Origin of the sequence: Phytohabitans flavus (assembly GCF_011764545.1) — a bacterium.
GTDB classification, from domain to species: domain Bacteria; phylum Actinomycetota; class Actinomycetes; order Mycobacteriales; family Micromonosporaceae; genus Phytohabitans; species Phytohabitans flavus.
The window spans coordinates 4,581,839-4,606,049 of record NZ_AP022870.1 but is presented as its reverse complement, the minus strand read 5'-3'; the positions used below and the strand labels follow the sequence as shown (position 1 = coordinate 4,606,049).

The following is a 24,211-nucleotide window of genomic DNA, read 5'->3' as shown; positions in this document are numbered from 1 at the left end:
CGTTCGCCCCCTGGCGCCCGGCCAGGAAGGCGCCCGATGACCCTGACCCCGGTACTGCCCGCCGCCCCCGCCGTCTTCGGATCGGAGCGCGCCCCGGCGCGCCGTACGCTGCTGGACATCTTCACCGAGACGGTCGCCCGGCATCCGGACGCACCGGCCATCGACGACGGCGCCGAGGTGTACGACTACCGGCGACTGGCCGCCGAGGTCGCGGCTCTGGCCCAGAAGCTCAACGGGCTGGGCATCGGCGCCGGCGACCGGGTCGGGATCAGGATCTCCTCCGGTACGGCCGAGCTGTACGTCGCGATCCTCGGCGTACTCGCGGCCGGCGCGGCGTACGTACCCGTGGACGCCGACGACCCGGACGAGCGCGCCGCGCTGGTGTTCGCGGAGGCCGGCGTCTGCGCGGTGCTCGGCGACGGCGGTGCGATAGGCATCCGGGCGGCGGACAACGAGCCCCGCCCGGACGACGACGCGTGGATCATCTTCACCTCTGGTTCGACCGGCCGGCCCAAGGGCGTCGCGGTCAGCCACGCGTCGGCGGCGGCGTTCGTGGACGCCGAGGCGGGCCTCTTCCTGCGCGCGGCGCCGATCGGGCCCGGCGACCGGGTGCTCGCCGGGCTGTCGGTGGCGTTCGACGCGTCGTGCGAGGAGATGTGGCTCGCCTGGCGGTACGGCGCCTGCCTGGTACCGGCCGCGCGATCCCTTGTGCGCAGCGGCGTCGACCTCGGCCCGTGGCTCGCGGAGCGGGGCATCACGGTTGTCTCGACCGTCCCGACGCTCGCCGCGCTGTGGCCGGCGGAGGCGCTGGACGGCGTACGGCTACTCATCTTCGGCGGCGAGGCGTGCCCGCCCGAGCTCGCCGAGCGCCTCGCCGTGCCGGGCCGCGAGGTCTGGAACACGTACGGGCCGACCGAGGCGACCGTCGTGGCCTGCGCCGCCCGGCTGACCGGCGAAGGGCCGGTCCGGATCGGGCTGCCGCTGTCCGGCTGGCAGCTCGCCGTCGTCGACCCGGCCGGCGACCCGGTGGGGATGGGCGACACGGGCGAGCTGGTGATCGGCGGGGTGGGGCTTGCCCGCTACCTGGACGCGGCCAAGGACGCGGAACGGTTCGCGCCGCTGCCCTCGCTCGGCTGGGACCGCGCCTACCGCAGCGGCGACATCGTGCGCGCCGAGCCGGAAGGGCTTGTCTTCGTCGGCCGTAACGACGAGCAGGTGAAGCTCGGCGGCCGGCGGATCGAGCTGGGCGAGGTGGACGCCGCCCTCCAGGCGCTGCCCGGCGTCGCAGGTGCGGCCGCGGCGATCCGCCGTACCAACGCCGGAAACCAGGTCCTGGTCGGCTACGTGACCGTGCGGGGCGGCGCGGCGTTCGACCCGGACGCGGCCGCCGCCCGGCTGCGCGAGCAGCTGCCCGCCGCGCTTGTGCCGCTGCTGGCCGCCGTCGCCGCGCTGCCCACCCGTACCTCCGGGAAGGTCGACCGGGCCGCCCTGCCGTGGCCACTGCCCACAGTGGACACCGGCACGCCGGCGATGTCACCGACCGAGGCGTGGCTCGCCGACGGCTGGGCCGAGATCCTCGGCGTACGGGTCACCGGGCCGGGCGCGGACTTCTTCCGCCACGGCGGGAGCAGCCTCGGCGCCGCGCAGCTCGTCGCCTGGATCCGGCAGCGTCACCCCCAGGTCTCCGTCGGCGACCTCTACCAGAACCCCCGGCTCGGCGGCCTGGCGGCGATGCTCGACGCGCTGGGCGCCAGCGCCACGACAAAGCGGGAGATCGCGCCCACGCCGCGCCGGGCCGGGATCGTCCAGACCCTGCTCATGGCGCCCCTGCTCACCGTCGTCGGGCTGCGCTGGCTGACCGTCCTGGCCGCGGTCGCCAAGCTGCTGGGTACACCCTGGGCCCCGGCGGTCTCCTGGTGGTGGGTGGCGCTGGGCTGGTTCGTGCTGTTCAGCCCGGTCGGCCGGATCGCCATCTCGGCCGGCGGGGCACGACTTCTCCTGGCCGGCGTGCGGCCGGGCAGCTATCCCCGCGGCGGCGGCGTCCACTTGCGACTGTGGACCGCCGAGCGGCTCGCCGACCTCAGTGGCGCCGCCAGCGTGGCCGGCGCGTCGTGGATGAACCGGTACGCGCGGGCGCTCGGCGCCGAGGTCGGCCGTGATGTCGACCTGCACTCGGCGCCACCGGTCACCGGGCTGCTGAAGCTCGGCCGGGGCGCGGCCGTGGAGCCGGAGGTCGACCTGTCCGGGTACTGGGTCGACGGCGACACCGTCCACATCGGATACACCCGGATCGGTGCCGGTGCGCGGGTCGGCGCGCGCAGCACGTTGCTGCCGAACGTACGGGTCGGCAAGGGTGCCGAGATCGGGCCCGGCTCGACAGTGCGCGGGGAGGTGCCCGCGGGCGAGCGCTGGGTAGGCGCCCCGGCCGTCCCGGCCGGCAAGAGCGCGCACACCTGGCCGGAGCAGCGCCCGCGCCGCCTGCGGCGGTGGGTCGCCGGGTACGGTGTGGCCTCTGTCCTGCTCGGCATGCTGCCGGCCATCGCCGCCCTGCCCGGGATCGCGGTCCTGGCCTGGGCGACCGCGGGCGCGGCGACGCTCGGCGGCGCCGTGACCGCGGCGCTCGTCGTCATGCCGCTGGCCGCGCTGGCGTACCTCGCCGGCTATGCGGTGCTTGTCGTGCTCGCCGTGCGGGCGCTGAGCGTGGGGCTGCGCGCCGGCTACCACCCGGTGCACAGCCGGGTCGCGTGGCAGGTGTGGGCGACCGAGCGGCTGATGGGCATGGCGCGGGTCGGGCTCTTCCCGCTGTACGCGAGCGTGCTGACGCCGGCCTGGCTGCGGCTGCTCGGCGCGAAGGTGGGGCGGGGCGTGGAAGCCTCCACCGTGCTCGCGCTGCCGAAGATGACGACCGTCGCCGACGGCGCGTTCCTCGCCGACGACACGATGGTGGCCACGTACGAGCTGCGGCAGGGCTGGCTGCACGTGGCGCCCACCCGGATCGGCAAGCAGGCGTTCCTCGGCAACTCCGGGATGGCCGCGCCCGGGCACTCGGTGCCGAAGCGGGGCCTGGTGGGCGTGCTCTCCTCCGCGCCGCGCAAGGCCAAGAAGGGCTCGTCGTGGCTGGGCATGCCGCCCATGCCGCTGCGCCGGTCACCGGAGGCCGCGGACAGCAGCCGTACGTACCGGCCGCCGCTGCGGCTGAAGGCCGCCCGCGCCCTCGTCGAGCTGTTCCGCCTGGTGCCGGTGGTGCTCGGCGGGGCCCTCGCGGTGCTCGTCCTGGCCGCGCTCGCCGCACTGTGGAACGCGTCCGGGCCGGTCGCCGCCGGAGCGCTGTCCGGAGTCGTGCTGCTCGCGGCCGGCGTACTCGCCGCGGCGACGGCCACCGCGGCGAAGTGGCTGCTGGTCGGGGCGTTCCGGGCCGGCGACCGTCCACTGTGGGACCCGTTCGTGTGGCGCAACGAGCTCGCCGACACGTTCGTGGAGGTGCTCGCGGTACCGTGGCTGCTCGGCGCGGCCAACGGCACGCCGGTGCTCACCGGCTGGCTGCGCACGATGGGCGCGAAGATCGGCCGTGGCGTGTGGCTGGAGACGTACTGGCTGCCGGAGTTCGACCTCGTCCGGCTGGGTGACGGGGCGACGGTCAACCGGGGGTGTGTTGTGCAGACCCACCTGTTCCATGATCGGATCATGAGCATGGACGAGGTGACGCTGGCCCCGGGCGCGACGCTCGGCCCGCACGGGATCGTGCTGCCGGGCGCGACGATCGGCGCGCGGACGACGGTCGGGCCCGGCTCCCTGGTGACCCGCGGCGACACGGTGCCGGCCGACTCGCGGTGGCTGGGCAACCCGATCGCGGCCTGGCCGGCCCGACAAGGGGAATGAGCGACACCGTCCGGCCGGGTGCGGATCGTTCCGGCGACCCGTACCTGCCGGAGCACGGCAACGGCGGCTACCGGACCCGCCACTACGACCTCGACCTGGACTACCGGATCGCGACCAACCGGCTCACCGGCCACGCGACGATCATCGCGGTCGCCACCCACGGGCTGTCCCGGCTGAGCCTCGACCTGGCCGGGCTCCGGGTCGCCCAGGTGCTCGTGGACGGCGCGCCCGCGAAGTTCGCCCACGTGCGGCACAAGCTGCACGTCCGGCCGGCCCGCGCGGTGCCGGCGGGCGCGGAGTTCCGGGTCGAGGTCCGGTACAGCGGGCGGCCCAGCCCGGTCACCGGGCGGTGGGGCGACATCGGGTGGGACGAGCTGACCGACGGCGTACTCGTGGCCAGCCAGCCCGTGGGCGCGCCGTCCTGGTTTCCGTGCGACGACCACCCGGCAGACAAGGCCAGCTACCGCATCGCGGTGACGGCGGCGACGCCGTACACCGTCGTCGCCACGGGCCGGCTCAGCGACCGCAAGCGGAGCGCGAGCACGACGACCTGGGTGTACGAACTGCCCGAGCCGACCCCGTCCTACCTCGTGAGTGTCCAGATCGGACGGTACGACCGGGTGAACCTCTACAGTGGGCAGCCGCCGCAGCGCGCCGCGGTGCCGACCAGGCTGCGCCAGCGGTTCGCGCACGACTTCGGCCGGCAGAGCGAGATGATGCAGGCGCTGCAACGGTTCTTCGGCCCGTACCCGTTCGCCGAGTACGCCGTGGTCGTCACCGACGACGACCTGGACGACCCGATCGAGGCCCAGGCCATGTCCATCTTCGGCGCCAACCACGTGGACGGGCGGCGCACGCACGAGCGGCTCGTCGCGCACGAGCTCGCCCACCAGTGGTTCGGCAACAGCCTGACGGTGGCCGACTGGCGACACATCTGGCTCAACGAGGGCTTCGCGACGTACGCGGAGTGGCTGTGGTCGGGCGTGTCCGGCGGGCCGCCGGTCGAGGCGCTCGCCCGGATGTGGTACGCGCGGCTCAAGACCCGCCCCGCCGACCTGCGGATCGCCGACCCCGGCGTGGACCGGATGTTCGACGAGCGGCTGTACAAGCGTGGCGGGCTGACCCTGCACGCGCTGCGCCGCGAGGTGGGCGACGAGGTGTTCTTCCGGCTCATGCGCGGCTGGGTGGCCGAGCACCGCCACGGCTCGGTGACGACGCCGGACTTCACCGCCCTCGCCGAGCGGCACGCGGGGCGGCCGCTGACCGACCTCTTCGGCGCCTGGCTCTACGCCGCCCCGCTGCCACCCCTGCCTTCAGCCTGAGGTCACCAGCGTCGTCAGCGAGCGCGGCGCCAGCTCGACCGTCGTGCGGTGACCGTGCCGCGACACGAGCCCCGGGACCTTCTCCAGCCGATGGGTGTTGTCGGTGAGGTACGCCGTGGGTCGCTTGACGTCGACGCCGGTGGTGATGGCCGCGTCGGTGGTGTTGATGATCTCCACGACCTCGGTGCCGTCGGCGTTGCGGTAGGCCGACACCTTCAGGCCGTCGTGCGCGCTGTCGACACCGATCCGGACGGCGCCCGGCCGGATGAACCGGCTGTAGGCCGCGAACGCGTAAAGGCGCGACGACACGCGGTACGCGTCGTTGGCGTCGTCGATCTGCATGAGCGCCGCGGTACCGCCGCGCGAGGAGCCGAGCCAGAAGAGGAAGGCGCTGCTGCCGGCGAGCGCGAGGGTGTCGTGGATCCGCTGGGCGATGGCGATACCGTCGGTGCCCTTGCCGCTGTCCCAGGCCTCGTTCCAGCCGTCGACGGTGCTGGAGGGCGCCCACTCCGACATCCACGTGGTCTTCGTGGTCGACAGTGGACGGTCCGCCGGGCTGGCGTAGCCGTGCCCGGTCACGAGGTCCACATACCTGCGGGCCTGCGGATCCGCCTCGATCGCCTGGACGTACGGGTCCGACTGCTGCCATCCGAACGAGTCGCAGCAGGCCACGTCCAAACCGGCGCGGCGGGCGATCGGGCCGAGGACCTTCACGAACTCGGCGGCCTGTGCCGGGGTGAACCGCATCGAGGCGTACGAGGCGGTCCAGTCCGGCTCGTTGGTGAAGCCGATCTCGTCGAGCCGGATGCCCTCTTGCCGGTAGAACCGCGCGAACTGGACGAGGTAGCGCGCGTACGCCTCGCGCCAGTCACCGCTGGCGCAGCTGACACCTTGCAGGCCGCAGAGCGCGCCGCCGTTGGTGTCGGTGCCGTTGTCCTTCATGTAGCCCGGGGCACTCCAGGCGTCGGCGTAGAACCTGTCGATGCCGCGCTCGCGGGCCTCCTTGGCGTACCACACCTGGCCGCCGTCCCAGCCGTCCCAGGTGTAGTTGGGCGTGGCCGCCGGTCCGCCGGGGTCGGTCGGCTGGATGGAGAGCATCTTGTCGTACTCGTTCGTCGCCGACGAGCCGATGCCGAGCCGCAGGATGCTCGGCGCCGCGCCGTTCTCCCGGCCGAGGAGCAGGTCGAGCGCCTCTTCGCGCTTGGCCTGCGACAGGTTGTGCACGAGGGAGGAGCGCTGGAACGCGATGGAGTAGCCGAACCCGTCGACCACCTGGTGCCGCTGCGCGCGGTCGAGGTCGATGCCGGGCCGGGCGGCGGCGTGGACGGGCGTGGTCGTGAGGGCGGTCGCGGCGACGACAACGGCCGCGACGGTGGGTAGCCGGAACATGAACACAACGATAGTGATCGATGCAGCACGACGGAAGCAATCAACGAACATCGATCCCAAGACAGATCTGAGCTACCGCGACGTCCGCGGTGGTCCGGACCGCTGCTCCCGCGGCCTCACCCTCCGCGCTTCACAACCCACAGTGGGCAATGTCGGGGGACATTGCCCACTGTCCCGACGCTGGCGGCTCAGCTGATCGCGGCGAGGGGCTCCGTGGCTGGGAAGAGCCCGTCGAAGACGGCGCCGCGGTCGAACAGCAGGGCCCGCGCCCGGGCGCGCTTCTCCAGGTCGAGCTTTTCGGCGTCCGGCATCTCCAGCACCACCCGGTCCACCGTCTCGGCCAGGGCGGCGATGTCGCCCGGCTCGACGAAGATCGCGGTGTCACCGACCGCCTCGCCGGTACCGCCGGTCAGGGTGGTCACGATGGGGCCGCCGCCGGCGAGCATCTTCTCCGCCAGCGCGATGCCGAACGTCTCGACGAAGTCGGGCTCGGGCTTGGTGGGCAGCACGTACGCCGCGCAGCCCGCCATGAGCAACACCTTCTCGCGATCGTCCACATCGGTGAGGAACGTGATCTGTTCGTCCTCTTTGGACATCGCCTGCACGTGCTCCAGCGCCGGGCCGGTACCCGCGACGACCAGCGGCAGGTCGTCCCGGCAGCGCATCTGCCCGTACGCGATGACAAGGTCGTAGATGCCCTTGGCGCGGGCCACCCGGGACAGGAAGAGCAGGTAGCCACCGCGCTTCAGGCCACGCCGGGCGAGCGCCTCGTCCACCTCCACCGGGTCCGGGTCGAGGAACGCCGCCGCGTCGATCGGGGGATAGCTGACGGTCACCCGGCGCCGGCACTCCTCGGCGAACCGGGTACCGCACTGCGCGTCGACCTGCTCGGCGGCGTGCACGATCTCGTCCCGCGTGTACTCCGAGACGGCGACCACCTCGTCGTTGGCCAGGAACGTCGTGAACAGCACCGTCGCCGCGCCGAACCGGCCCTCCCGCAGGCAGGACATGATCACGTTGGTGACGTCGGAGCCGACAGCCTTGGCGACGGTACGCACGTCCGGCGCGAAGCCGGCCGCCCGCGCCGCCGTGACCGCGTCCGTGACGACCGTGGTGTGCGGCACCAGGTACATGGACAGGCAGGTGGTGGGTATCGGCTCGGCGAGCAGCTCGACAAGGCGACCGGTGAGGCCGGCGATGTGCCGCCCGTCCGGCACCCGGTAGTCGCCGACCGCCTCGGGCCGCTCGACGGTGATCCCCGGGCTGTACGGCAGCAGCCGGTCCAGCGGCTTGAGGGGGAGGCCGGCGGCCTGTAGTGCCGGTATCGGCCAGGTCAGCAGCCGTACGTCGGAGAACCCGCGAGTCAGTGCGACCTCGGCGAGATTGCGAGCCTCGCCGGAGTGGCCGCAGATGACCGGGTCTGCTCTGACCACGATGACGAGACGGCGGGGTGGTTGGATCATGGGGCTTCCTCAAGGGATGGCGCGTGGCGCGGAGTGGGACGGTGGTCGGGTCTCGCATCCCCAGGACGACGGCTGTGGGCCCAGCCGAAGGTGCAGCCGGCCGCCACGGTGCAGGTCGGCGGCACTCAGGTGGGTCGTGTGCAGGGGCTTGCCATTGAGGGTGGCCGACTGAACGTACTGTGTCGGCGGTTCGCTGTCCACGCCTTCGACACTGATCTTTGTCTCGCGGTGTCCGCTTGTCTCGATGACGAACTCCTCGTCGCCGATCAGCAGTGTGGAACGCGCGAACGCGGGGGCGTTGACCAGGAACATGCTCTGCCCGGCGACCGGGAACAGACCCAGGGACGCCCACACGTACCAGGAGCTGAGCGCGCCCGAGTCGTCGTTGCCCGGCAGCCCGCCAGGACCGGTGCCGAACTGCCACGTCAGCGCCGCCTGCACCACCTCGGCGGTGCGGTCCGGCCGGCCGGCGTAGTGGTACGCCCAGGGCACCTCCATGTCGGGTTCGTTGTTCAACCCCTCGAAGCGGTTGAGCGCGAACCCGGCGGCCATCTCCGCGGGTGACGGGCGCAGTCCGGGCTGCTTCACCGGGTCCGCCCCGAAGCCGAAGAAGCGGTCCAGCATGCCGATGAACGCCGCGTCCCCGCCGGCCAGGCCGATGCGGGCGGCCATGTCGTGCATCAGGCGGAACGAGTAGTTCCACTTGCCGCCCTCGTAGAAGTCCGACTCACGCAGCAGGCCGGTGCCCGGGTCGAACGCGTTGAACCACTGCCGGCTGCGCCACTCGAGGTCGTCGGCGAGGCGCCGGTCGTTCAACGCGCGGGCCACCTGGGCGGTGCAGTAGTGCGCGTACGCGAGGTCGAGGGTGTGGCTGATCGGGTGCACAAGGCCGTGCTCGAAGAAGTCCTCGCCGTACAGCCGGCGCAGGTCGTCGACCATGTGCGCGAGTGCCCAGCTCCAGTCGACGCCGGGCCCGCCGAGCGCGTGCGCGTCGGCCAGCGCGGTGTGCGCGAGCGCGCTGCCCTGGCGGAAGAACCTGTCGGCGCCGCGCGCCATCCGGTACCCGTTCGGGAAGTTGCCCTCCTCTTCGCACACCCGGATGAGCGACTCCAGCAGGTCCGTGAAGCGATCGGGAACGATGGCGGCGAGCAGCGGCAGCTGGGTCTTGTAGATGTCCCACATCGTGCAGATGTCGAACGCGTACGGCCCCGACGTCGGCCAGAACGGGCTCTCGTCGTCGGCGAAGCACGGCTTGATCAGCGAGTGGTACAGCGCCGTCGCCATCACCGAGCGCCGCGCCGGGGTACCACCCTCGACCTGGACGCGGTCGACGTGGCTTGCCCAGCGGGTCCGGGTCGAGGCGCGCACCTCGTCGAACGCGGGCTGCGCCGGCCAGCACTCGCGTTCGAGGTTCTGCCGCGCCTGGTCGCACCCGCGCAGCGAGAACCCGAGCCGTACCTCGATGGTCTGCCCCGCCCTGGCCGGCCCCATGAAGAGCATGCCGAACGGGCGCAGCGTGGTGTGCCGGATGCTCTCGAAGTCGAGGCGGGTACCGCCGTCGATGAGCCGCCGGTCGTACCAGAGCATCTGCCGCCAGCCCGGGCTGTCCACCTCCAGGTAGACCGACAGCGGCACGCCCTCCATCACCACCGTGCCCTGCGCCCGGCCGTGCCCCATGCTCTCCACCTGGGCGCGCAGCGGCACGGTACGGCCGAGCTCGATGTCCAGGCCGCCACAGGACAGGTCGACCACGATGCGGGCGCTACGGTGCTCGGGGAAGGTGTACCGGTGCACGGCCACCTTCGCGCCGACGGTGAGCTCGCAGCGCACGCCGGTGTCCACGGTCGCCGCGTAGTAGCCCGCCTCCGCGACCTCGTCGTGCAGCGGCCACGCCTGCCCGAGCACATCCAGCGGCTCCACCATCGGGGTGACCCGGACGTAGTTGTAGTACTTGCGGATCGCGCCCGTGCCGGACTGCTGGAAGTGGGTGAACCCGGACGCCTGGAGCTGGCCGAACATCTCCTCGGGTAATCCCTCGGTGTTCTTGGTGAACCGTCCGTAACCGGTCGGGTAGGCGCCCGAATAGGCGCACGCGGAGACCATGCCCAGTGGCGAGGTGGCGCCCGGGTGCGTGTTGCCCACCTGGGGTTTCGGCCACCACCAGGTGGCGGCCAGGCCGCCTGCCCGGGGCAGATCGGTCGCGGCGGTGCCGATGAACGGGTCGATGTCGTCGAGGATGGAGGGACGGTACCTGCAAACCGATCTTCTTAGGTTTCGTTCAGGTGAAATCCTCGCCGTGCCTTCCCAGGGTCGTGGCCTCCCCAAGGTCGCGGTCAGGACTGGGTGCGCGTCCACTGCTGGTTGGTGCCGGTGCCGCAGGCATACTGCTGGATGTCCGCGCCGTCGCCGGTACCCGCGTTGACCACGTCCAGGCACTTGCCGCTGTGCCGGGCCCGCAGCTGGAAGTAGCTACCGGTCGCCACCCACTGCCACTGCTGGTTGGTCCCGCCACCACATGTGTACTGGATGACGTTCGCGCCGTCCGCGGTCGACCCGCTCACCACGTCGAGGCATTTGCCACTGTTCTGGTTCACCAGCCGTACGTAACCGCCGCCGGCGTCCTGGAACTCCCACCTCTGGTTGCCGCCGCCGTTCCACGCGTACTGCTTGACCTCGGCGTTGTTGGCCGTGGAGTTGCTGACCACGTCCATCACCCGGCCGCTGTGCCGAGCGGTGACGCGGTAGTACGTGGGGGAGTTGCCGGTGATCGTGCCGGTGGCCGCGTCGATGGTGATCGACGGGTACCAGCTCAGGCTCATGCTGGTGCTGGACGGGAAGGTGATCGGCAGCCAGACGTACTGGGAGTCGTTGACCGGCCCACCCCAGGCGCCGGCCCAGCGGTCGCCCAGGTAGAGGTAGCTGGTGGTCGAGGTGCCCTGGACCGGCAGCACGTACGTCGGCTGCGAGCTGAAGGTCGTGCCGTTGCCGACGTTCGTCCAGCCGGTCCACGGGCCGGAGACACTCGACGCGGTGGCGTACTGCGCCTGGTTCGGGTTCCAGCCGGTCGCCCCGAGGTGAGCAGAAAGTACGTGCTGCCGCGCTTGAACATCGCCGGTGCCTCGCGGTGCGCGCCGTCCCAGAAGTTGCCGACCAGGCTGGCCACGTTGAGGTAGTCGGCGGTGAGCCGGTAGATGTGCAGGTCGTAGTTTTCGTCCGCGGCCGAGATCATGTACGCCGTACCGCCGTCGTTGTAGAGCGTGATGTCCCGGGACATGTGCTGGCCGAGCGGCCGGAAGCTGCCGTGGTACGTGTAGGCGCCGTCCACGGTCGCGGACGAGGCGACCGCGGCCCGGGCCTCGCTGTAGTTCGACCCGTTCTCCTTGTGCATCCACATCACGTACCGGCCGGTGCTCGCGTTGTAGACGACCTTGGGCCGCTCGATGTTGGCGACCTGTAGCTCGGCGGCCGACGACTGGGTCAGCACGTTGTTGCGAAACTCCCAGTTGCGCAGGTCGGTCGAGCGGTACACGGAGACCGCCCGGAACGTGCTGTTCGCGTTGCGGTTTTCGCCGAACCAGTAGTAGTAGGCGCCGACCTTGAGGACGCCGCTGCCGTGCGCGTGCAGGACGTTGCCGCCGGTGTCGGTGAACTGCGTGCCGTTGGTGACGGTGACCGGTGCCGCCTGCGCGGGAGCGGGTGCCACGAGCACCGCCGCGCCCACGGTCACGGCGAGCGCCAGGAGCCGGCTGATCTTCCTCATCTCGCGTCCCTCCCGCACCAAACATCGATAGCTATATATTGCTACCACGACCGGGTGTTGACGGCTATAGATGTTATCGCTAACATTCGTGGCACCACATTGGAGGAGGCGTCATGTCCCGAGCGCTTTCCCGGGCCGGCTCGCTGCTCGCGATCGCCTGCGTGCTGTTCGCTTCGTGGGCGGCCGTCACGCCCAAGGAGGCGGCGGCGTTGGACCCGTTCACCGGTTACCTGATGGCGCATTTCACCGGCGAGTCGGCCACCGGCGAGCAGATCTACCTGGCGCACAGCCGCGATGGTCTACATTGGACTGATCTGAACAACGGCGGTCCGGTCCTACTCTCCACCGTCGGCACCCGGGGCGTCCGCGACCCCGCCCTGGTCCGCTCGCCCGCCGGCGACCGCTACTGGATCGTCGCGACCGACCTGCGGATCGCCAGCGGCACCTCGTGGAGCGACGCGGCAAACCGGGGCAGCACCTCCCTTGTCGTGTGGGAGTCGACCGACCTCGTCAACTGGTCCGCGCCACGCCTCGTCAACGTCGCGGCCGGCATCTCCGGCGCCGGCAACGCGTGGGCGCCCGAGGCGATCTGGAACCCGGCGACAAACGACTACGTCGTCTACTGGGCGACCAACTCGGCCCGCAACGGCGTGACCAAACACCGCATCTGGTACGCGCGCACGAGCGACTTCCGCACGTTCACCGCGCCCCAGCTGTACATCGAGCGCGGCGGGAGCCAGGGCATCATCGACACCCAGATCGTCGAGGTGGCGGGCAGCGTGGGCGGGTACCGGTACTACCGGGCCTCGGCGGACGGGCACATCACGGTCGAGGCGAGCAACTCGGTGCTGGGCTCGTGGACCACGCTCGGCAACCTGTCGCACATGGGCATCTCCAACGGCACCGGCGGCGGAAACGTTGTCGAGGGTCCGATGTGGGCACAGTTCAACGGGCGCAACGAGTGGGCGCTGTGGCTGGACCAGTTCGCCACCGGGCGCGGCTACATGCCGATCCTCTCCACCAACCTGGGCAGCACGCGAAACTTCCGGACCCACTCCGACTACGCGATGGGCGGCAGCCGCAAGCGGCACGGCTCGATCCTCAACCTGACCGCGGCCGAGGAGAGCCGGGTCCTGGGCCGGTGGGGGAGCACCCTGCCGGTCAATCGGATCCAGTCGTACAACGTCCAGGACCGCTACGTGCGGCACGCCAACTTCGACGTGCGGATCGACCCCAACGTCAGCCCGGCCCAGGACGCCCAGTTCCGGATCCGGCCGGGCCTCGCCGGCGCCTCCGGCACCGTCTCGTTCGAGTCGGTCAACTTCCCCGGGTACTACCTGCGGCACTACGGCTTCGACTTCCAGCTCGCGGCCAACGACGGCACGAGCACGTTCGCCGGTGACGCCACGTTCCGCCAGGTCGCCGGGCTGGCCAGCGGCTCGTGGGCGTCATTCCAGTCCTACAACTACCCAGACCGGTACATCCGGCACTACAACTACGTGCTGCGGCTCGACCCGATCACCGACGCCCAGGGACGCGGCGACGCCACCTTCCGCCTCGTGAGCTGACGGAGGTCAGTCGGCGTTTGCCTCGCGCATCGAGCGCGGCGCGCGGACGTCCTGAAACCTTATGTTGCCGGCCGGCACCATCCAGGTCATCACCTGCACCGCGAGCCGGCCGGCCTGGACCGCCGGGTCGGCGGAGCACAGCTCGCGGGCGGTCGCCGGGTCGACCGCCATCACCGAGATCCCGCGCAGGCGCTCGTCGTCCTGGTCCAGCAGCGGTCCGCCGCCGATGAGGTACCCCTGGTCGCGCAGGTCCGCGCGGTAGGCGAGGTGGGCGTCCTGCAGCGCGTCGGCCTCCGCCTCGCTCAGCTCGGGCGCGTCCGGCGGGCGTACCAGCAGGACGAGGGTGTGCTGGTCGAACCTCATCTCGCGAGCGTAGTACCAGCGCGTGTCACATCCGGGGCTCTGGCGGTGCTTTCAAGATGTGGAGGAAGATGTAGAGCTCGCGAGGCGGGGTGAGACCGCGCCGGCCGCCGTCGTGGAGGCGCTGCTGTCCTGGGACGGCCGCCGCCGGGCGGCCGGGCGAGCCGAGCGGAAGGGCGGCGTGGCCGTGTCGACTCCTCGGGGACGAGCGGCCGTCCGTCCCGATCTCGAACAGGTGTTCCGCTCGGCCTACCCGCGCGTCGTCGCGGTCGCCGCGCGCGTGCTCGGCTCGCGGCACGAGGCCGAGGACGTGGCCCAGGAGGTCTTCCTGACGTTCGGGCGGTCCGCGGTGCCGGCGGGGGAGGCGGCCGGCTGGCTCTCCGTCGCCGCGGCGCACACCGCCCTGAACCACATCCGCACCGGCCGCCGCCGCGCGTCCCGGGAAGAGGCGGCCGGCGGTGGCGACTCCGTGTACCCGGATGTCGCCGACGCGGTCGTGACCCTCGACGAACGCCGCCGCGTCCGCGCGGCGCTGGCGCGGCTGCCCCGCAAGCAGGCCATCGCGCTGGTCCTGCGGCACAGCGGCCTCAGCTACGCCGAGGTCGCGGCCGCTCTCGACATGTCTCCGGGCAGCGTGGGCACCACCGTGCGCCGCGCCGAGTCCGCCCTACGCGAGGAGTTGAACCGTCATGCGTCATCCGACTGACGGCACGCTGCGCCGGCTCGTGGACGAGCCAGCCGGTGTCGCCGACGCCGATCGCGCGCACGTGGCGGGCTGCCCGGTGTGCCTGTCCGGGCTGGCGGCCGCCCGGAAGGACGCGGAGGCCGCCGGCGCGGCGCTGGCCGTCGAGGTCACCACGGACGTGGACGCGGGGTGGCAGCGGCTGTCGCGCGCGGCCGAGGGCGAGGGGCGCCGGGGGTTGGCCGCTCGGACCCGCCGAGGGCGTACGGCGCTGCGCAGCCCGGTGGTCGCCGCGGTCGGCGTCCTCACCCTGCTGCTCGGGGCCACCGCCGCGGCCGCCGCGAACTGGCTGCCGATCTTCCACGCCGAGCAGATCACCCCGGTCACCGCACGAGAGGCCGAGCTGGTCAAACTCCCCGAACTCGACGACTTCGGCGACGTCAAGGTGGTCAAGGACCTCGACGTACGCCAGGTCGCCGACGCCGCCGCCGCGAAGGAGGCCACCGGGCTTTCCGTCCCGAGGGTCGGCGAGCTGCCCCGTGGCGTGACCGGCGAGCCCACGTACCAGGTTTTCGATCCGGTCAGCGCGACGTTCACGTTTTCGGCCCAGAAGGCCGCGCGGTTCGCCGCGGCGGCCGGCCATACGCTGCCGCCGCCACCGCCGGGCCTGGACGGCAGCCAGTTCCGGCTGAACGGCGGTCCGGGCGTCGCCGCGGTCTGGGCGGAAAACCGTCCGGTACCGGCGATGATGCTGGGCCGCGCGGTCGCGCCCACCGCGTTCTCCTCGGGCGTCCCGTTCGAGACGGCCCGCGACTACCTGCTGTCACTGCCGGTACTGCCGGAGAACATCGCGGCGCAGCTGCGCGCGTTCTCCGCCGACGGGACGACGCTGCCTCTCTTCACGGCGATCGAGAACATGGCGAGCTCACCCGCCGACGTCAACGGGGTACCGGCGACGGTCCTCACCTCGCGCGACGGCACGCTGGGCGCCGTGGTCTGGGTGGACAGCGGTGTGATCACGGCGGTGGCCGGCTCGCTGAGCGCCGACGAGGTGCTGTCGGTGGCGCGCGGACTGCGGTGGGACCGGTGAGCGCCACCACCGCCCGGCCGGACGCCGCCGGGGAGTCGTTCGCCGACCTGCCGCCCTCGCCCGCGGTGTGGTGCTCGGGGCTGCGCAAGCGGTACCGGCGGCGGACCGCGGTCGACGGCGTGTCCTTCACTGTCGAGCGTGGCGAGGTGATGGGCCTGCTCGGTCCCAACGGAGCCGGCAAGACCAGCGTCATCAAGATGCTGCTCGGCCTGGTCCGGCCGGACGCCGGCGAGGTGCTGCTGCTCGGGCGGCCGGGTAGCGATCCGTTCGCCCGGACCCGCGTCGGCTACCTGCCCGAGCTGTTCCGGTACCAGCCGTGGCTCACCGCCGCCGAGGTCCTGAAGCTGCACGTCCGGCTCGCCGGCGCCACGGTGCCGGACGAGCGGCGGCGCGAATACCTGGCCATGGTCGGTCTCGCCGACCGCGCCGGCGACCGGGTGGGCGGCTTCTCCAAGGGCATGCAGCAGCGCCTCGGCCTGGCCGTCGCGCTGGTGGCCGGCCCGGAGCTGGTCATCCTCGACGAGCCGACCAGCGCGCTCGACCCGCTCGGCCGCGCCGACGTACGGGACCTGCTGCTCTCGCTCAAGGACCGGGGCGTCGCCGTCCTGCTCAACTCGCACCTCATCGGCGAGGTCGAGCGGGTCTGCGACCGGGTCGTGATCCTCGACAAGGGCCGGGTCGCCGCCTCCGGCACGCTCGCGGAGCTGCTCGGCCAGCGCGAGCTGCGGCTGCGGCTGGACGAGGTGGGCCCGGCGGCGGCGGCCCGGCTGGCCGCCGCGGGCCAGGTCACCAGCGGCGGGGACGCGTACACCGTCGCGCTCCAGGACGACGCGGTGATCCCGGATATCGTGGCCGATCTGGTCGGCCTCGGGGTACGCGTACACGCCGTCGAGCCGGGGCGGATCAGCCTCGAGGAGCGGCTGCTCGACATCCTCCGTACCGGTCACAGCGAGGAGCACCGATGACCGCCCGCACCGTACTCACGATCGCCGCCCTCACCCTCCAGGAGGCAGCCCGCCGGCGGGTGCTGCGCTCGCTCGCCGTCCTGACGGTCGTACTGCTCGGGCTCAGCGCGTGGGGCTTCTCCCGGATCGACTCCGAGTTCGGCGGGATGACCAGCGGCGAGGCCAAGCTGACCGCCGCCCTCGTGCTTAACCTGGTGATGTTCGGCCTGAGCCTGATCGCCGCGCTCGGTACGGCATTCCTCGCCGGCCCCACCATGGCCGGCGAGACCGAGTCCGGGATCGCGCTTGCCGTGCTGGCCCGCCCGGTCCGCCGCTGGGCGGTGGTGCTGGGCAAGTGGCTCGGGCTGGTCGCCTTCGGCAGCGGCTTCGTGGTCGTGGCCGGGCTCGCCCAGCTCCTCATCGTCCAGACCACCACCGGCTACTGGCCGCCGGACCCGGTTACCGGCCTGGCACTGCTCGCCGGGCAGGCCGCCGTGCTGCTCACCCTGGGCCTGCTGCTGTCCACCGCGGTCTCCCCGATGGCGTCCGGCATCGTCGCGGTCGGCCTCTTCGGCTCGACCTGGATCGCCGGCGTGGTCGGCGGCGTCGGCCGGGCCCTGAACAACGAGAGCGTGGAACGGGTCGGCACGGTCTCCCGGATGCTGCTGCCGACCGACGGGCTGTGGCGCGGCGCGATGAACTCGTTCCAGGACCCAACCCTGCTGACGCAGTTCAGCGAGGCGTTCAAGGGGCACCCGTTCCTGAGCCCGACCGGGCTCACCGGCACGTACATCGGCTGGGCCGGCCTCTGGGTCTTCCTCGTCCTCGCCCTCGCGGCGCTGTCCTTCCAGCGCCGCGACATGTGAGCCGCGCGTCGGGATCTCTCTGAGCCACGCGCGGCGACCTGTGAGCCGCGCGTGGGTCTTTGAGTCAGGAGCTGCCGCCGCCGCATCCACCGCCGCCGCCACAGGAGCTGCCGCCGCCGGAGTCGCCCCCGCCGGAGTCGCCCCCGCTGGAGCCACCGCTTCCGAAGCCCGAGTCGCTCGGGATGCCCGCGTCCGAGGCGAACCCGGGGTCGGCGGCGATCAGCGACGCCGAGCCGAACAGCGCCACGCCCATCGCGGCGTCGTTCGAGCCGTACGTGGACCAGGACGGTCCGTAGCTGGGCGCGAGGAAGCTGTGCTTCGACCGGGCGCGTTGGAGTTCCTTGCGGCCGGTCGGGCTCACCCGCGGGGCGGCCAGCAGCAGCAAGCCGAAGAGGATGCCGACGACGGTCAGCACGATGAGGTATCCGACCGGGAAGCCGGCCGCCGAGCCCACCACGATCCGGACGATGCCGACGCCGCCGAGCAGGAGGAAGAGCAGAGCGCCCAGCCGGACGAGCCGGCGCCGGCCGTCCGGCACGTACCACCCGGCGCGCAGCGCTTCGGCCTCCAGCGCGTCCAGCTCGGCGGCCACCTGCGGATCCTGGACGACCACGCGGGTCCGCACTCGCCGCTCCGCCGCGTCGTACACGGCGTAGTCCACACGCGACAGTCCCGACGGCCGCGGCCCGGCGACCACCAGCACACCGCCGGGGCCAGCGGCCACCGCGCCGGCCGAGCGGAGTGCGGCGAGGCTGGCGTACACGACCCGAGCCCGCCCACCGGTGAGCAGCGCCAGCACGGGCGCCGACGGGCTCCGCCCCGGCATGGGGTCCGGCGTCCCCGCGACTAACCGGGGCAGCAGCAGGCCGATGAGGAACACCACGGCGAGCGCGATGCCGTAGTAGAGGAGGAAGTCGGGACCGTTGATGCCCCACGGGTCCTCGCCAGCAGCGATCATGCGCCAGATTGTCGAGCGAACGGCCAGGCAGGTCGCGTCCTTGTCAAAAACCCGACGCGACCCGCCATCCATCTAACGAGAGGCGGACATTTTCCCCGGTCCGCGCCAGTCCCAGACCGTATGCCCCCGCGGGCACCGCGGAGCCCGGCGGCTCGCTGGCGCTCGCCGAGATCCCCGACCTAATAAGAGCAACCGGGTCACCCCGCGGGCGAACCAGCGCGGCCTGCCTGGTTGAGCCCGCCATCGCACGGTGGCCGTCAGGAGCGGGTGGTGTAGAGGTTGCGACGTGGTCGCTGCCGCGGGTCAACGTATGCGGGCGGGATGAACTCCGGCCTGCCGTCCTCGGGCAGAGTCGGACGCTCCACTGTCCACCGTGGATGATCCGGTGGTGATAGCCGCATAACAGCACGCTGTTGTCGAGACTGGTGGATCCGCCGTCCGCCCAGGACCGGATGTGGTGCCCGTGGCACCAGCGCGGTGGTCGGTCGCAGCCGGGGAAGGCGCATCCGCGGTCGCGTAGCTCCAGTGCTCGCCGCAGCGCCCCGGTGATGAGGCGGCGGGTCCGGCCCAGGTCCAGGACCTGCCCGTCGCCGCCGAGTACGGCCGGAATCACCTGCGCGTCGCAAGCCATCTGACGGACCTGGGTGGGGCTGAGCCGCCCGCCGGTGTCCAGCACGCCGACGCCGAACTGCTGCTCTAGCACGTCGAACGGCATCGTGACCACCACGTGCGGCCGCTGCCCACCGTTGTCCGGCAACCGCTCCGTCCGCGTGGCTAGGTCGCATACCTCGACCAGCGCGTCCGCCCGGCGCTGGGCCGGCGTGCGGGGTTCGTCGTTGTCGTGGCGGGGTGCGCAGAGTGGGTCGAGGGCGGCGTTGACGGTGGCGGCGCCGGTCTCGTCGAGCCAGCCTGTGAGCCTTACGCGGCCGTCGCCGAGGCGGGTGAGCTGGAACGCGCGGGTCTGCCAGGCGCGGGCCTCCTGCCGCTGCAAGGCGGCGGTGTCGCGGGCGTCGGCGATCTCCGGTGCCACGTGGGCGAGGATCCGCTCGCCGGCTTTGCGCAGGATGGCGGGTTCGAACTGTTCGGCCTGACCGATCAGCACCGCCTCCGCCTCGTCAACGAGATCAGGGCCAAGGTCGTCCGGTAGATCCCGGACCGTGGTGGCGATGACCCCCGCCTGCTCGGCGTTGACCGCACCCGCGACAAGGGCGCCGTCTAGGGCGGGCCGCTCATCAACCGCTCTCGCCAGGTCGACCAGCCGTTTCGCGGCGTGGATGCTGATCCGGTGACGCTCCCGCAACCACACAGCCGTGCTGGAAGCGTGGTGCGCGATCGGCAGGCCGCGCCCGTCGATCTCCCGGATCAGATGCAGCTGGGCTGCGGTAAGCGTTTGCAGAGCCTGGTGGATAGCGTCCAGAGAATCGACCAACTCGTCATCACTCAGGGTCCAGACCGACGCGGTAGCGCACTTTCCGGCTACCTCGCGCAGCTGCTCTAACGCATCCCTGGACACCCGCTAATTGTCTCGTATCAACACCAAGACCACCAGTTATATTCGTCGATCTAGGGATATTCGAATTTGCAACCTTGCGAGGGTATCGCCGTGCGCCGCGCAATTACGTAGCGCGAACGGCGACAAATGGCCGGTTGCCGCCTCCTGTAGGGAAGCAGAGCAAAGGCTTCCGCGACATCATCCGCACAAGCCCCAAGACCCGACCAGAGTCTGGCCAGCAGAGAAACGACGATGATTTGTAACGCGGCTACGAGGCACCACCAAGCAACGTGGAAAAGCCAAATCGGTTCGTCCAGTACGAAATCTGCGAGGCCGGCCGCGATGAACCAGAAGGGTCCCAGCAAGAGGCTCGTCGGCAGGCATAGCACCCACAGGGAGATGTACGCGCCGTAGTGGTCGCTCCCGGGCCAGAACGCGATCAGTGCCAGCGTGAGCACGACGGCCAGGTACGCGCCGATGGCCACCCACGTCGTGGCGGTCTGCAACCCACGTCTCGTCCAGGTCATGCGCCCTGCCACCGCACTCTCGTCTCGGACGGCTGCCAGTGTCAGGACCACCGCCGTCGTATCGTATTGCTGTGGCTGATCCGGCGGACGAGGTTGTCGCGTTCGCGAGTGAGCTGATCGCCCTCGACACGACGAACAGCGCCGATACCGCCGCCGCGGGCCGGGAGCGGGTGGCCGCCGAGTACGTGGCGGAGAAGCTCGCCGAGGTCGGCTACGCACCGACCTATGTGGAGTCCGGCGCGCCCGGCAAGGGAAACGTGGTGGTCCGCCTCGAAGGCGCCGACCCGGGCCGTGGCGCGCTGCTCGTGCACGGCCACCTCGACGTGGTGCCGGCGGACGCCACCGAGTGGTCGGTGCACCCCTTCTCCGGCGAGGTGCGCGACGGGTACGTCTGGGGGCGTGGGGCCGTCGACATGAAGGGCATGGTCGCGATGACGGTGGCGACCGCCCGGCGGTTCAAGCGCGACGGTGTCGTGCCGCCGCGGGACCTCATCTTCGCGTTCGTCGCGGACGAGGAGGCGGGTGGCTTCGCCGGCGCCCGCTGGCTCGTCGACAACCGCCCGGAGCTGTTCGACGGTGCCACCGAGGCGATCGGTGAGGTCGGCGGCTTCTCGGTGACGCTCGCCGACGACGTCCGCGCCTATCTCGTGCAGACCGCCGAGAAGGGCGCGATGTGGCTGCGGCTGAAGGCGACCGGTACCGCCGGCCACGGCTCGATGATGTACGAGGACAGCGCGATCGCCACGCTGGGCGCGGCCGTGGCACGGCTCCAGGCACACCGCTTCCCGGTGGTGCTGACCGATCCGGTACGCGACTTCCTGGCCGGCGTCGCGGAGATCACCGGCATGGCGTTCGACCTGGACGACCCGGAGGCGGCGGTGGCCAGGCTGGGCAACCTCGCCCGGATGATCGGTGCGACCCTCCGGGACACCGCCAACGTGACGATGTTCGAGGCCGGCTACAAGTCGAACGTGGTGCCCTCGGTCGCGCGGGCCACGGTCGACGGCCGGATGCTGCCGGGCCGGGAGGCGGCCTTCGAGGTGGAGCTGGCCGAGGTGCTCGGCCCCGACGTCGAGCTGCTGTGGGACACGCTGCCGCCGGTGGCCACGACGTTCGACGGCGCGCTTGTCGACGCGATGGCGGCGGCGATCGCCGCGGAGGACCCCGGTGCGGCCGTGCTGCCGTACATGGTCTCCGCCAGCACCGACGCCAAGTCCTTCGCCCGGCTGGGCATCCGCCACTTCGGGTTCGCCCCGCTGCGGCTCCCGCCCGACCTCGACTTCGCCGCGCTTTTCCACGGCGTGGACGAGCGGGTACCTGTCGACGCCCTGCGGTTCGGCACCCGCGTGCTCGACCGCTTCCTGCGTACCAGCTAACTCACCGCGCGCGCAGGCCGTCGACGACGATGGCGAGAAACCGGCGCCAGTCCGCGTCGGTGACGATCAACGCGTGCACCATCGCGGCGACCGCGGGCAGGTCGTCCACCGTGAAGTCGGCGCGGAGCGTGCCGTCGCGCCGCGCCCGCCGGATCAGCTCGCCTACCGCCTCGGTGATGCCGGTCCGGGCGGCGGCGAGCGCGCCGGCGTCGAACGGGTTGGCCCGCATCAGCTCCAGCAGCCCGCGGTTGGCGGCCGCCCGGCCCAGCGCCGCCTCCAGGAAACCGGCGAGCGCGGCGAACGGGTCCGGCGCCCCGGCCGCCTGCTCCGCCATCGCCCGGATCTCGGCCAGCTCCGCGGCGTACACCTCGACGGCCAGCGCCTCCTTGTCGGGAAACCGCCGGTAGACCGTCCCGACACCGACGCCAGCGTGGTGCGCGACGTCGTTGAGCGTCGCCGAAAGGCCACGCGCCGCGAACACCTCGCGGGCGGCCTCGACGGTACGGCGGCGGTTCTCCTCGGCGTCACGGCGCAGCGGTCGAGTCTCCACCCCGCGATTGTAAGTGGACGAGTCGTATCCGTTTCGTGCTAGCGTAAGTGGATAGAGAGTATCCACTTATGGGAGGGGTAATGCGCACGATCGTCATCACCGGTGGCACCGACGGCCTCGGCCGCGGTCTCGCGCTGCACTATCTCGGCCAGGGCGAGCGCGTGATCGCGGTCGGCAGCACCCAGGCCAAGGGCGACATGCTCAGCGCCGAGGCCGAGCGGCTGGGCGGGGGCGACCGCATGCGGTTCGTCCGCGCCGACCTCACCTCGCTCGACGCGACCCAGCGGCTCGCGGACACCATCGCGCCACCGGTCGACGCGCTCGTCCTGTGCGCCCAGCGCTATCGCCTTCTCGGCTCCCGGACCGCGACGGCCGAAGGCCACGAGTACGGCCTCGCCCTCGGCTATCTGAGCCGCTTCCTGCTCAGCCACGCGCTGCGGCCCGCGCTCGAGGCCGCGAGCCGGCCCGTCATCATGAACGTCGGCACGCCCGGCGTACCGCTGGGCCGGGTCCGCTGGGACGACATCGGGCTGACCCGGCGCTACTCCGGCGTGCGGGCGGTCCTCCAGGCGTTCCGCGCCAACGACCTGCTCGCCGCCGGATACGGTCAGGTGCATCCGGGCACGAGGATCAGCTACGTGTCGTACAACCCCGGCGTCGTCGCCACCGGTATGCCCGGCGCGCTGCCCGTGGCGCTGCGGGTGCCGACCCGCGCCTTCTTCGCCGTCGCCGCGACGCCGGTTCGGCGCGCCATCCGCCCGATGGTCGCCCTGCTTGACACGCCGCCGCCCGGACCGTTTGCCGCGTACTGGGGCAGGCGCGCGCTGCCGATCGACCGCGGCGCCTTCGATCCGGCCGCCGCACGCCGACTGCACGAGATCACCACGTCACTGCTCGCGGACGGCGGCGTGCGCGCCAGGCCGTGAGGCGCCCTGAGCGTTGTGGCGCGGCACCGCCACCGTGCTGTCCGATGTAGACCTCGACCTGCGGGCCGGCGAGCTGCTCGCCCTCGTCCGCCCCTCGCCTGGCTCCACCGAGATCCAGGAGGCAGGCTTGAGCGAGGTCAGGGACGCTGGACGATGGCCGAGGCCATACCGACCAAAGGCCCGGTGTGCGTTTGTGGGTGCAGGGCCCTACTCTCGTGTGGGCGGATGGACCGGGGTTGGAGGCGTAAATGGCAGAGCTGATCGTGGTGGGTGTGCGGGCGGAGGCCTGGCACAAGCCGGCGACCGTGCTGTTCAAGGACGCGGTTAGCGACCGCTACCTGCCGATTGCCGCCAGTGCGACGGCTGCGCCGACACGCGATCGGTCGGCCGCCGGGGTGAGCACCGGCCTGGTGAAGAAGCTGCTCGACGCCTTGGGCGCGCCCGCCCGGCACGTGGAGATCGGTGAGGCGTCCGCGGGCACCGACCGGGTCCACATCGTCGTCGGTGACGGCGTGCGGGTCCCCGCTGGGCTGATGGAGGCGGTCTCGTTCGCGCTGGACGCCGGGGTGCCCTTCCGGTGCGGCGACGCGATGCTCGCCGCCGAAGGTGTCTCGTCCGGAGAGGCGGAGAGCGCCAGCACCCGTTGGCGGGTGGCCGACCCGGCGCCCACCTCGGCGTACCGGCTTGTCGACCTCGACGCGACCACCCAGATGGAAGCGATCCAGATGGGCGACGCCGGCGACGCCCCCATGGTCCGGCCGCCGGCAGGTGCCGCCATGCTGCGGATCCGCCAGGGTCCCGGGTCCGGCGCGGTGTTCGTGCTCGACGGAGACGTGGTCACCTGCGGGCGCGACGGCAACAACGAGATCGTGCTCGACGGCGCCACCGTGTCGCGCAAGCACGCCGACTTCCACCGTCAGGGGAGTGGGTACACGATCGAGGACCTCGACAGCCTCAACGGGACTTATGTCAACGGCGAGCGGGTCAAGACCGCCGCGCTGACCGCCGGCGACGAGATCCGCATCGGGCGGTACCTGCTGACGTTCGTGCCCAGCTGAC

At 71.8% G+C, this 24,211-nt stretch carries 18 protein-coding genes and 1 pseudogene; 10 read left to right on the top strand and 9 right to left on the bottom strand.

Features of this window, described 5'->3' with window-relative positions:
- The first annotated feature begins 36 nt into the window (after positions 1 to 36).
- The gene (locus Pflav_RS20080; protein ID WP_173037523.1) at positions 37 to 3,879 is read left to right on the top strand and encodes a Pls/PosA family non-ribosomal peptide synthetase; all 3,843 of its coding nucleotides are present in this window, start codon (positions 37 to 39) and stop codon (positions 3,877 to 3,879) included.
- Positions 3,876 to 5,201, top strand: a complete 1,326-nt coding sequence (locus Pflav_RS20075; RefSeq protein ID WP_173037522.1) for a M1 family metallopeptidase — start codon at positions 3,876 to 3,878, stop codon at positions 5,199 to 5,201. Before Pflav_RS20080 ends, Pflav_RS20075 begins: the two co-directional genes overlap by 4 nt.
- Here Pflav_RS20075 and Pflav_RS20070 read toward each other — a convergent pair.
- The 4 genes and pseudogenes from Pflav_RS20070 to Pflav_RS20055 form a co-directional block, all read right to left on the bottom strand.
- Positions 5,193 to 6,590 carry a glycoside hydrolase family 30 protein gene (locus tag Pflav_RS20070; RefSeq protein ID WP_173037521.1) on the bottom strand — a complete coding sequence of 466 codons (1,398 nt, stop codon included), beginning with the start codon at positions 6,588 to 6,590 and terminating at the stop codon, positions 5,193 to 5,195. The genes Pflav_RS20075 and Pflav_RS20070 overlap by 9 nt on opposite strands.
- Before the next feature lie 188 nt (positions 6,591 to 6,778).
- Positions 6,779 to 8,053 carry a glycosyltransferase gene (locus Pflav_RS20065; RefSeq protein WP_173037520.1) on the bottom strand — a complete coding sequence of 425 codons (1,275 nt, stop codon included), beginning with the start codon at positions 8,051 to 8,053 and terminating at the stop codon, positions 6,779 to 6,781.
- A gap of 9 nt (positions 8,054 to 8,062) precedes the next feature.
- Positions 8,063 to 10,408, bottom strand: coding sequence for a glycoside hydrolase domain-containing protein (locus Pflav_RS20060; RefSeq protein WP_232071662.1), 2,346 nt, complete (start codon positions 10,406 to 10,408; stop codon positions 8,063 to 8,065).
- Positions 10,387 to 11,813: pseudogene (locus Pflav_RS20055) on the bottom strand (RICIN domain-containing protein). The gene Pflav_RS20060 and the pseudogene Pflav_RS20055 overlap by 22 nt, the downstream one beginning before the upstream one ends.
- A 113-nt stretch (positions 11,814 to 11,926) precedes the next feature.
- Here Pflav_RS20055 and Pflav_RS20050 point away from each other — a divergent pair.
- Positions 11,927 to 13,381, top strand: a complete 1,455-nt coding sequence (locus tag Pflav_RS20050; protein ID WP_173037519.1) for a glycoside hydrolase family 43 protein — start codon at positions 11,927 to 11,929, stop codon at positions 13,379 to 13,381.
- A gap of 6 nt (positions 13,382 to 13,387) precedes the next feature.
- On the opposite strand, the gene Pflav_RS20045 is transcribed toward Pflav_RS20050, so the two are convergent.
- On the bottom strand, positions 13,388 to 13,744 hold the full coding sequence (locus Pflav_RS20045; RefSeq protein WP_173037518.1) for a YciI family protein: 357 nt from the start codon (positions 13,742 to 13,744) through the stop codon (positions 13,388 to 13,390).
- 58 nt (positions 13,745 to 13,802) lie between these two features.
- Between Pflav_RS20045 and Pflav_RS20040 the strand changes: the two genes are divergently transcribed.
- Genes Pflav_RS20040 through Pflav_RS20025 form a run of 4 tightly spaced genes read left to right on the top strand, consistent with a single transcriptional unit; the run spans position 13,803 to position 17,323 of the window.
- Positions 13,803 to 14,447: a sigma-70 family RNA polymerase sigma factor gene (locus Pflav_RS20040; RefSeq protein WP_232071656.1), complete on the top strand. Its 645-nt coding sequence runs from the start codon at positions 13,803 to 13,805 to the stop codon at positions 14,445 to 14,447.
- Complete coding sequence (locus Pflav_RS20035; protein WP_173037517.1) at positions 14,431 to 15,513, top strand: hypothetical protein; 1,083 nt, start codon at positions 14,431 to 14,433, stop codon at positions 15,511 to 15,513. Before Pflav_RS20040 ends, Pflav_RS20035 begins: the two co-directional genes overlap by 17 nt.
- Complete coding sequence (locus tag Pflav_RS20030) at positions 15,510 to 16,478, top strand: ABC transporter ATP-binding protein (protein ID WP_173037516.1); 969 nt, start codon at positions 15,510 to 15,512, stop codon at positions 16,476 to 16,478. The genes Pflav_RS20035 and Pflav_RS20030 overlap by 4 nt, the downstream gene beginning before the upstream one ends.
- Positions 16,475 to 17,323: an ABC transporter permease gene (locus Pflav_RS20025; RefSeq protein ID WP_173037515.1), complete on the top strand. Its 849-nt coding sequence runs from the start codon at positions 16,475 to 16,477 to the stop codon at positions 17,321 to 17,323. The genes Pflav_RS20030 and Pflav_RS20025 overlap by 4 nt, the downstream gene beginning before the upstream one ends.
- 64 nt (positions 17,324 to 17,387) lie before the next feature.
- Here Pflav_RS20025 and Pflav_RS20020 read toward each other — a convergent pair whose 3' ends face one another.
- From Pflav_RS20020 to Pflav_RS20010, 3 genes are read right to left on the bottom strand one after another with little or no spacing between them, the layout of a single operon-like run.
- Positions 17,388 to 18,281, bottom strand: coding sequence for a TIGR04222 domain-containing membrane protein (locus Pflav_RS20020; RefSeq protein WP_173037514.1), 894 nt, complete (start codon positions 18,279 to 18,281; stop codon positions 17,388 to 17,390).
- A 43-nt stretch (positions 18,282 to 18,324) separates the two neighbouring features.
- Positions 18,325 to 19,794, bottom strand: coding sequence for an HNH endonuclease signature motif containing protein (locus tag Pflav_RS20015; RefSeq protein WP_332107775.1), 1,470 nt, complete (start codon positions 19,792 to 19,794; stop codon positions 18,325 to 18,327).
- Between the two features lie 50 nt (positions 19,795 to 19,844).
- A complete protein-coding gene (locus tag Pflav_RS20010) occupies positions 19,845 to 20,351 on the bottom strand; it encodes a hypothetical protein (protein ID WP_173037513.1) in 507 nt (168 codons plus the stop codon).
- Between the two features lie 14 nt (positions 20,352 to 20,365).
- Here Pflav_RS20010 and Pflav_RS20005 point away from each other — a divergent pair, with 14 nt between their 5' ends.
- Positions 20,366 to 21,676, top strand: coding sequence for a M20/M25/M40 family metallo-hydrolase (locus tag Pflav_RS20005; RefSeq protein ID WP_173042538.1), 1,311 nt, complete (start codon positions 20,366 to 20,368; stop codon positions 21,674 to 21,676).
- A 1-nt stretch (position 21,677) separates the two neighbouring features.
- Here Pflav_RS20005 and Pflav_RS20000 read toward each other — a convergent pair whose 3' ends face one another.
- Positions 21,678 to 22,226: a TetR/AcrR family transcriptional regulator gene (locus tag Pflav_RS20000; protein WP_173037512.1), complete on the bottom strand. Its 549-nt coding sequence runs from the start codon at positions 22,224 to 22,226 to the stop codon at positions 21,678 to 21,680.
- Between the two features lie 80 nt (positions 22,227 to 22,306).
- On the opposite strand from Pflav_RS20000, the gene Pflav_RS19995 reads away from it, so the two are divergent.
- Together Pflav_RS19995 and Pflav_RS19990 are read left to right on the top strand one after the other, a co-directional pair.
- Complete coding sequence (locus Pflav_RS19995) at positions 22,307 to 23,152, top strand: SDR family NAD(P)-dependent oxidoreductase (RefSeq protein ID WP_173037511.1); 846 nt, start codon at positions 22,307 to 22,309, stop codon at positions 23,150 to 23,152.
- A gap of 248 nt (positions 23,153 to 23,400) precedes the next feature.
- A complete protein-coding gene (locus Pflav_RS19990; RefSeq protein ID WP_173037510.1) occupies positions 23,401 to 24,210 on the top strand; it encodes an FHA domain-containing protein in 810 nt (269 codons plus the stop codon).
- Position 24,211: the final 1 nt, after the last annotated feature.

Bases quoted from the DNA above. Each gene is read 5' to 3' on its own strand.
- Pflav_RS20025 (WP_173037515.1), top strand. From the start codon at position 16,475: ATGACCGCCCGCACCGTACTCACGATCGCCGCCCTCACCCTCCAGGAG.
- Pflav_RS20020 (WP_173037514.1), bottom strand. From the start codon at position 18,281: ATGATCGCTGCTGGCGAGGACCCGTGGGGCATCAACGGTCCCGACTTC.
- Pflav_RS19990 (WP_173037510.1), top strand. From the start codon at position 23,401: ATGGCAGAGCTGATCGTGGTGGGTGTGCGGGCGGAGGCCTGGCACAAG.
- Pflav_RS19995 (WP_173037511.1), top strand. From the start codon at position 22,307: ATGCGCACGATCGTCATCACCGGTGGCACCGACGGCCTCGGCCGCGGT.
- Pflav_RS20080 (WP_173037523.1), top strand. From the start codon at position 37: ATGACCCTGACCCCGGTACTGCCCGCCGCCCCCGCCGTCTTCGGATCG.
- Pflav_RS20065 (WP_173037520.1), bottom strand. From the start codon at position 8,053: ATGATCCAACCACCCCGCCGTCTCGTCATCGTGGTCAGAGCAGACCCG.
- Pflav_RS20035 (WP_173037517.1), top strand. From the start codon at position 14,431: ATGCGTCATCCGACTGACGGCACGCTGCGCCGGCTCGTGGACGAGCCA.
- Pflav_RS20070 (WP_173037521.1), bottom strand. From the start codon at position 6,590: ATGTTCCGGCTACCCACCGTCGCGGCCGTTGTCGTCGCCGCGACCGCC.
- Pflav_RS20050 (WP_173037519.1), top strand. From the start codon at position 11,927: ATGTCCCGAGCGCTTTCCCGGGCCGGCTCGCTGCTCGCGATCGCCTGC.
- Pflav_RS20045 (WP_173037518.1), bottom strand. From the start codon at position 13,744: ATGAGGTTCGACCAGCACACCCTCGTCCTGCTGGTACGCCCGCCGGAC.
- Pflav_RS20075 (WP_173037522.1), top strand. From the start codon at position 3,876: ATGAGCGACACCGTCCGGCCGGGTGCGGATCGTTCCGGCGACCCGTAC.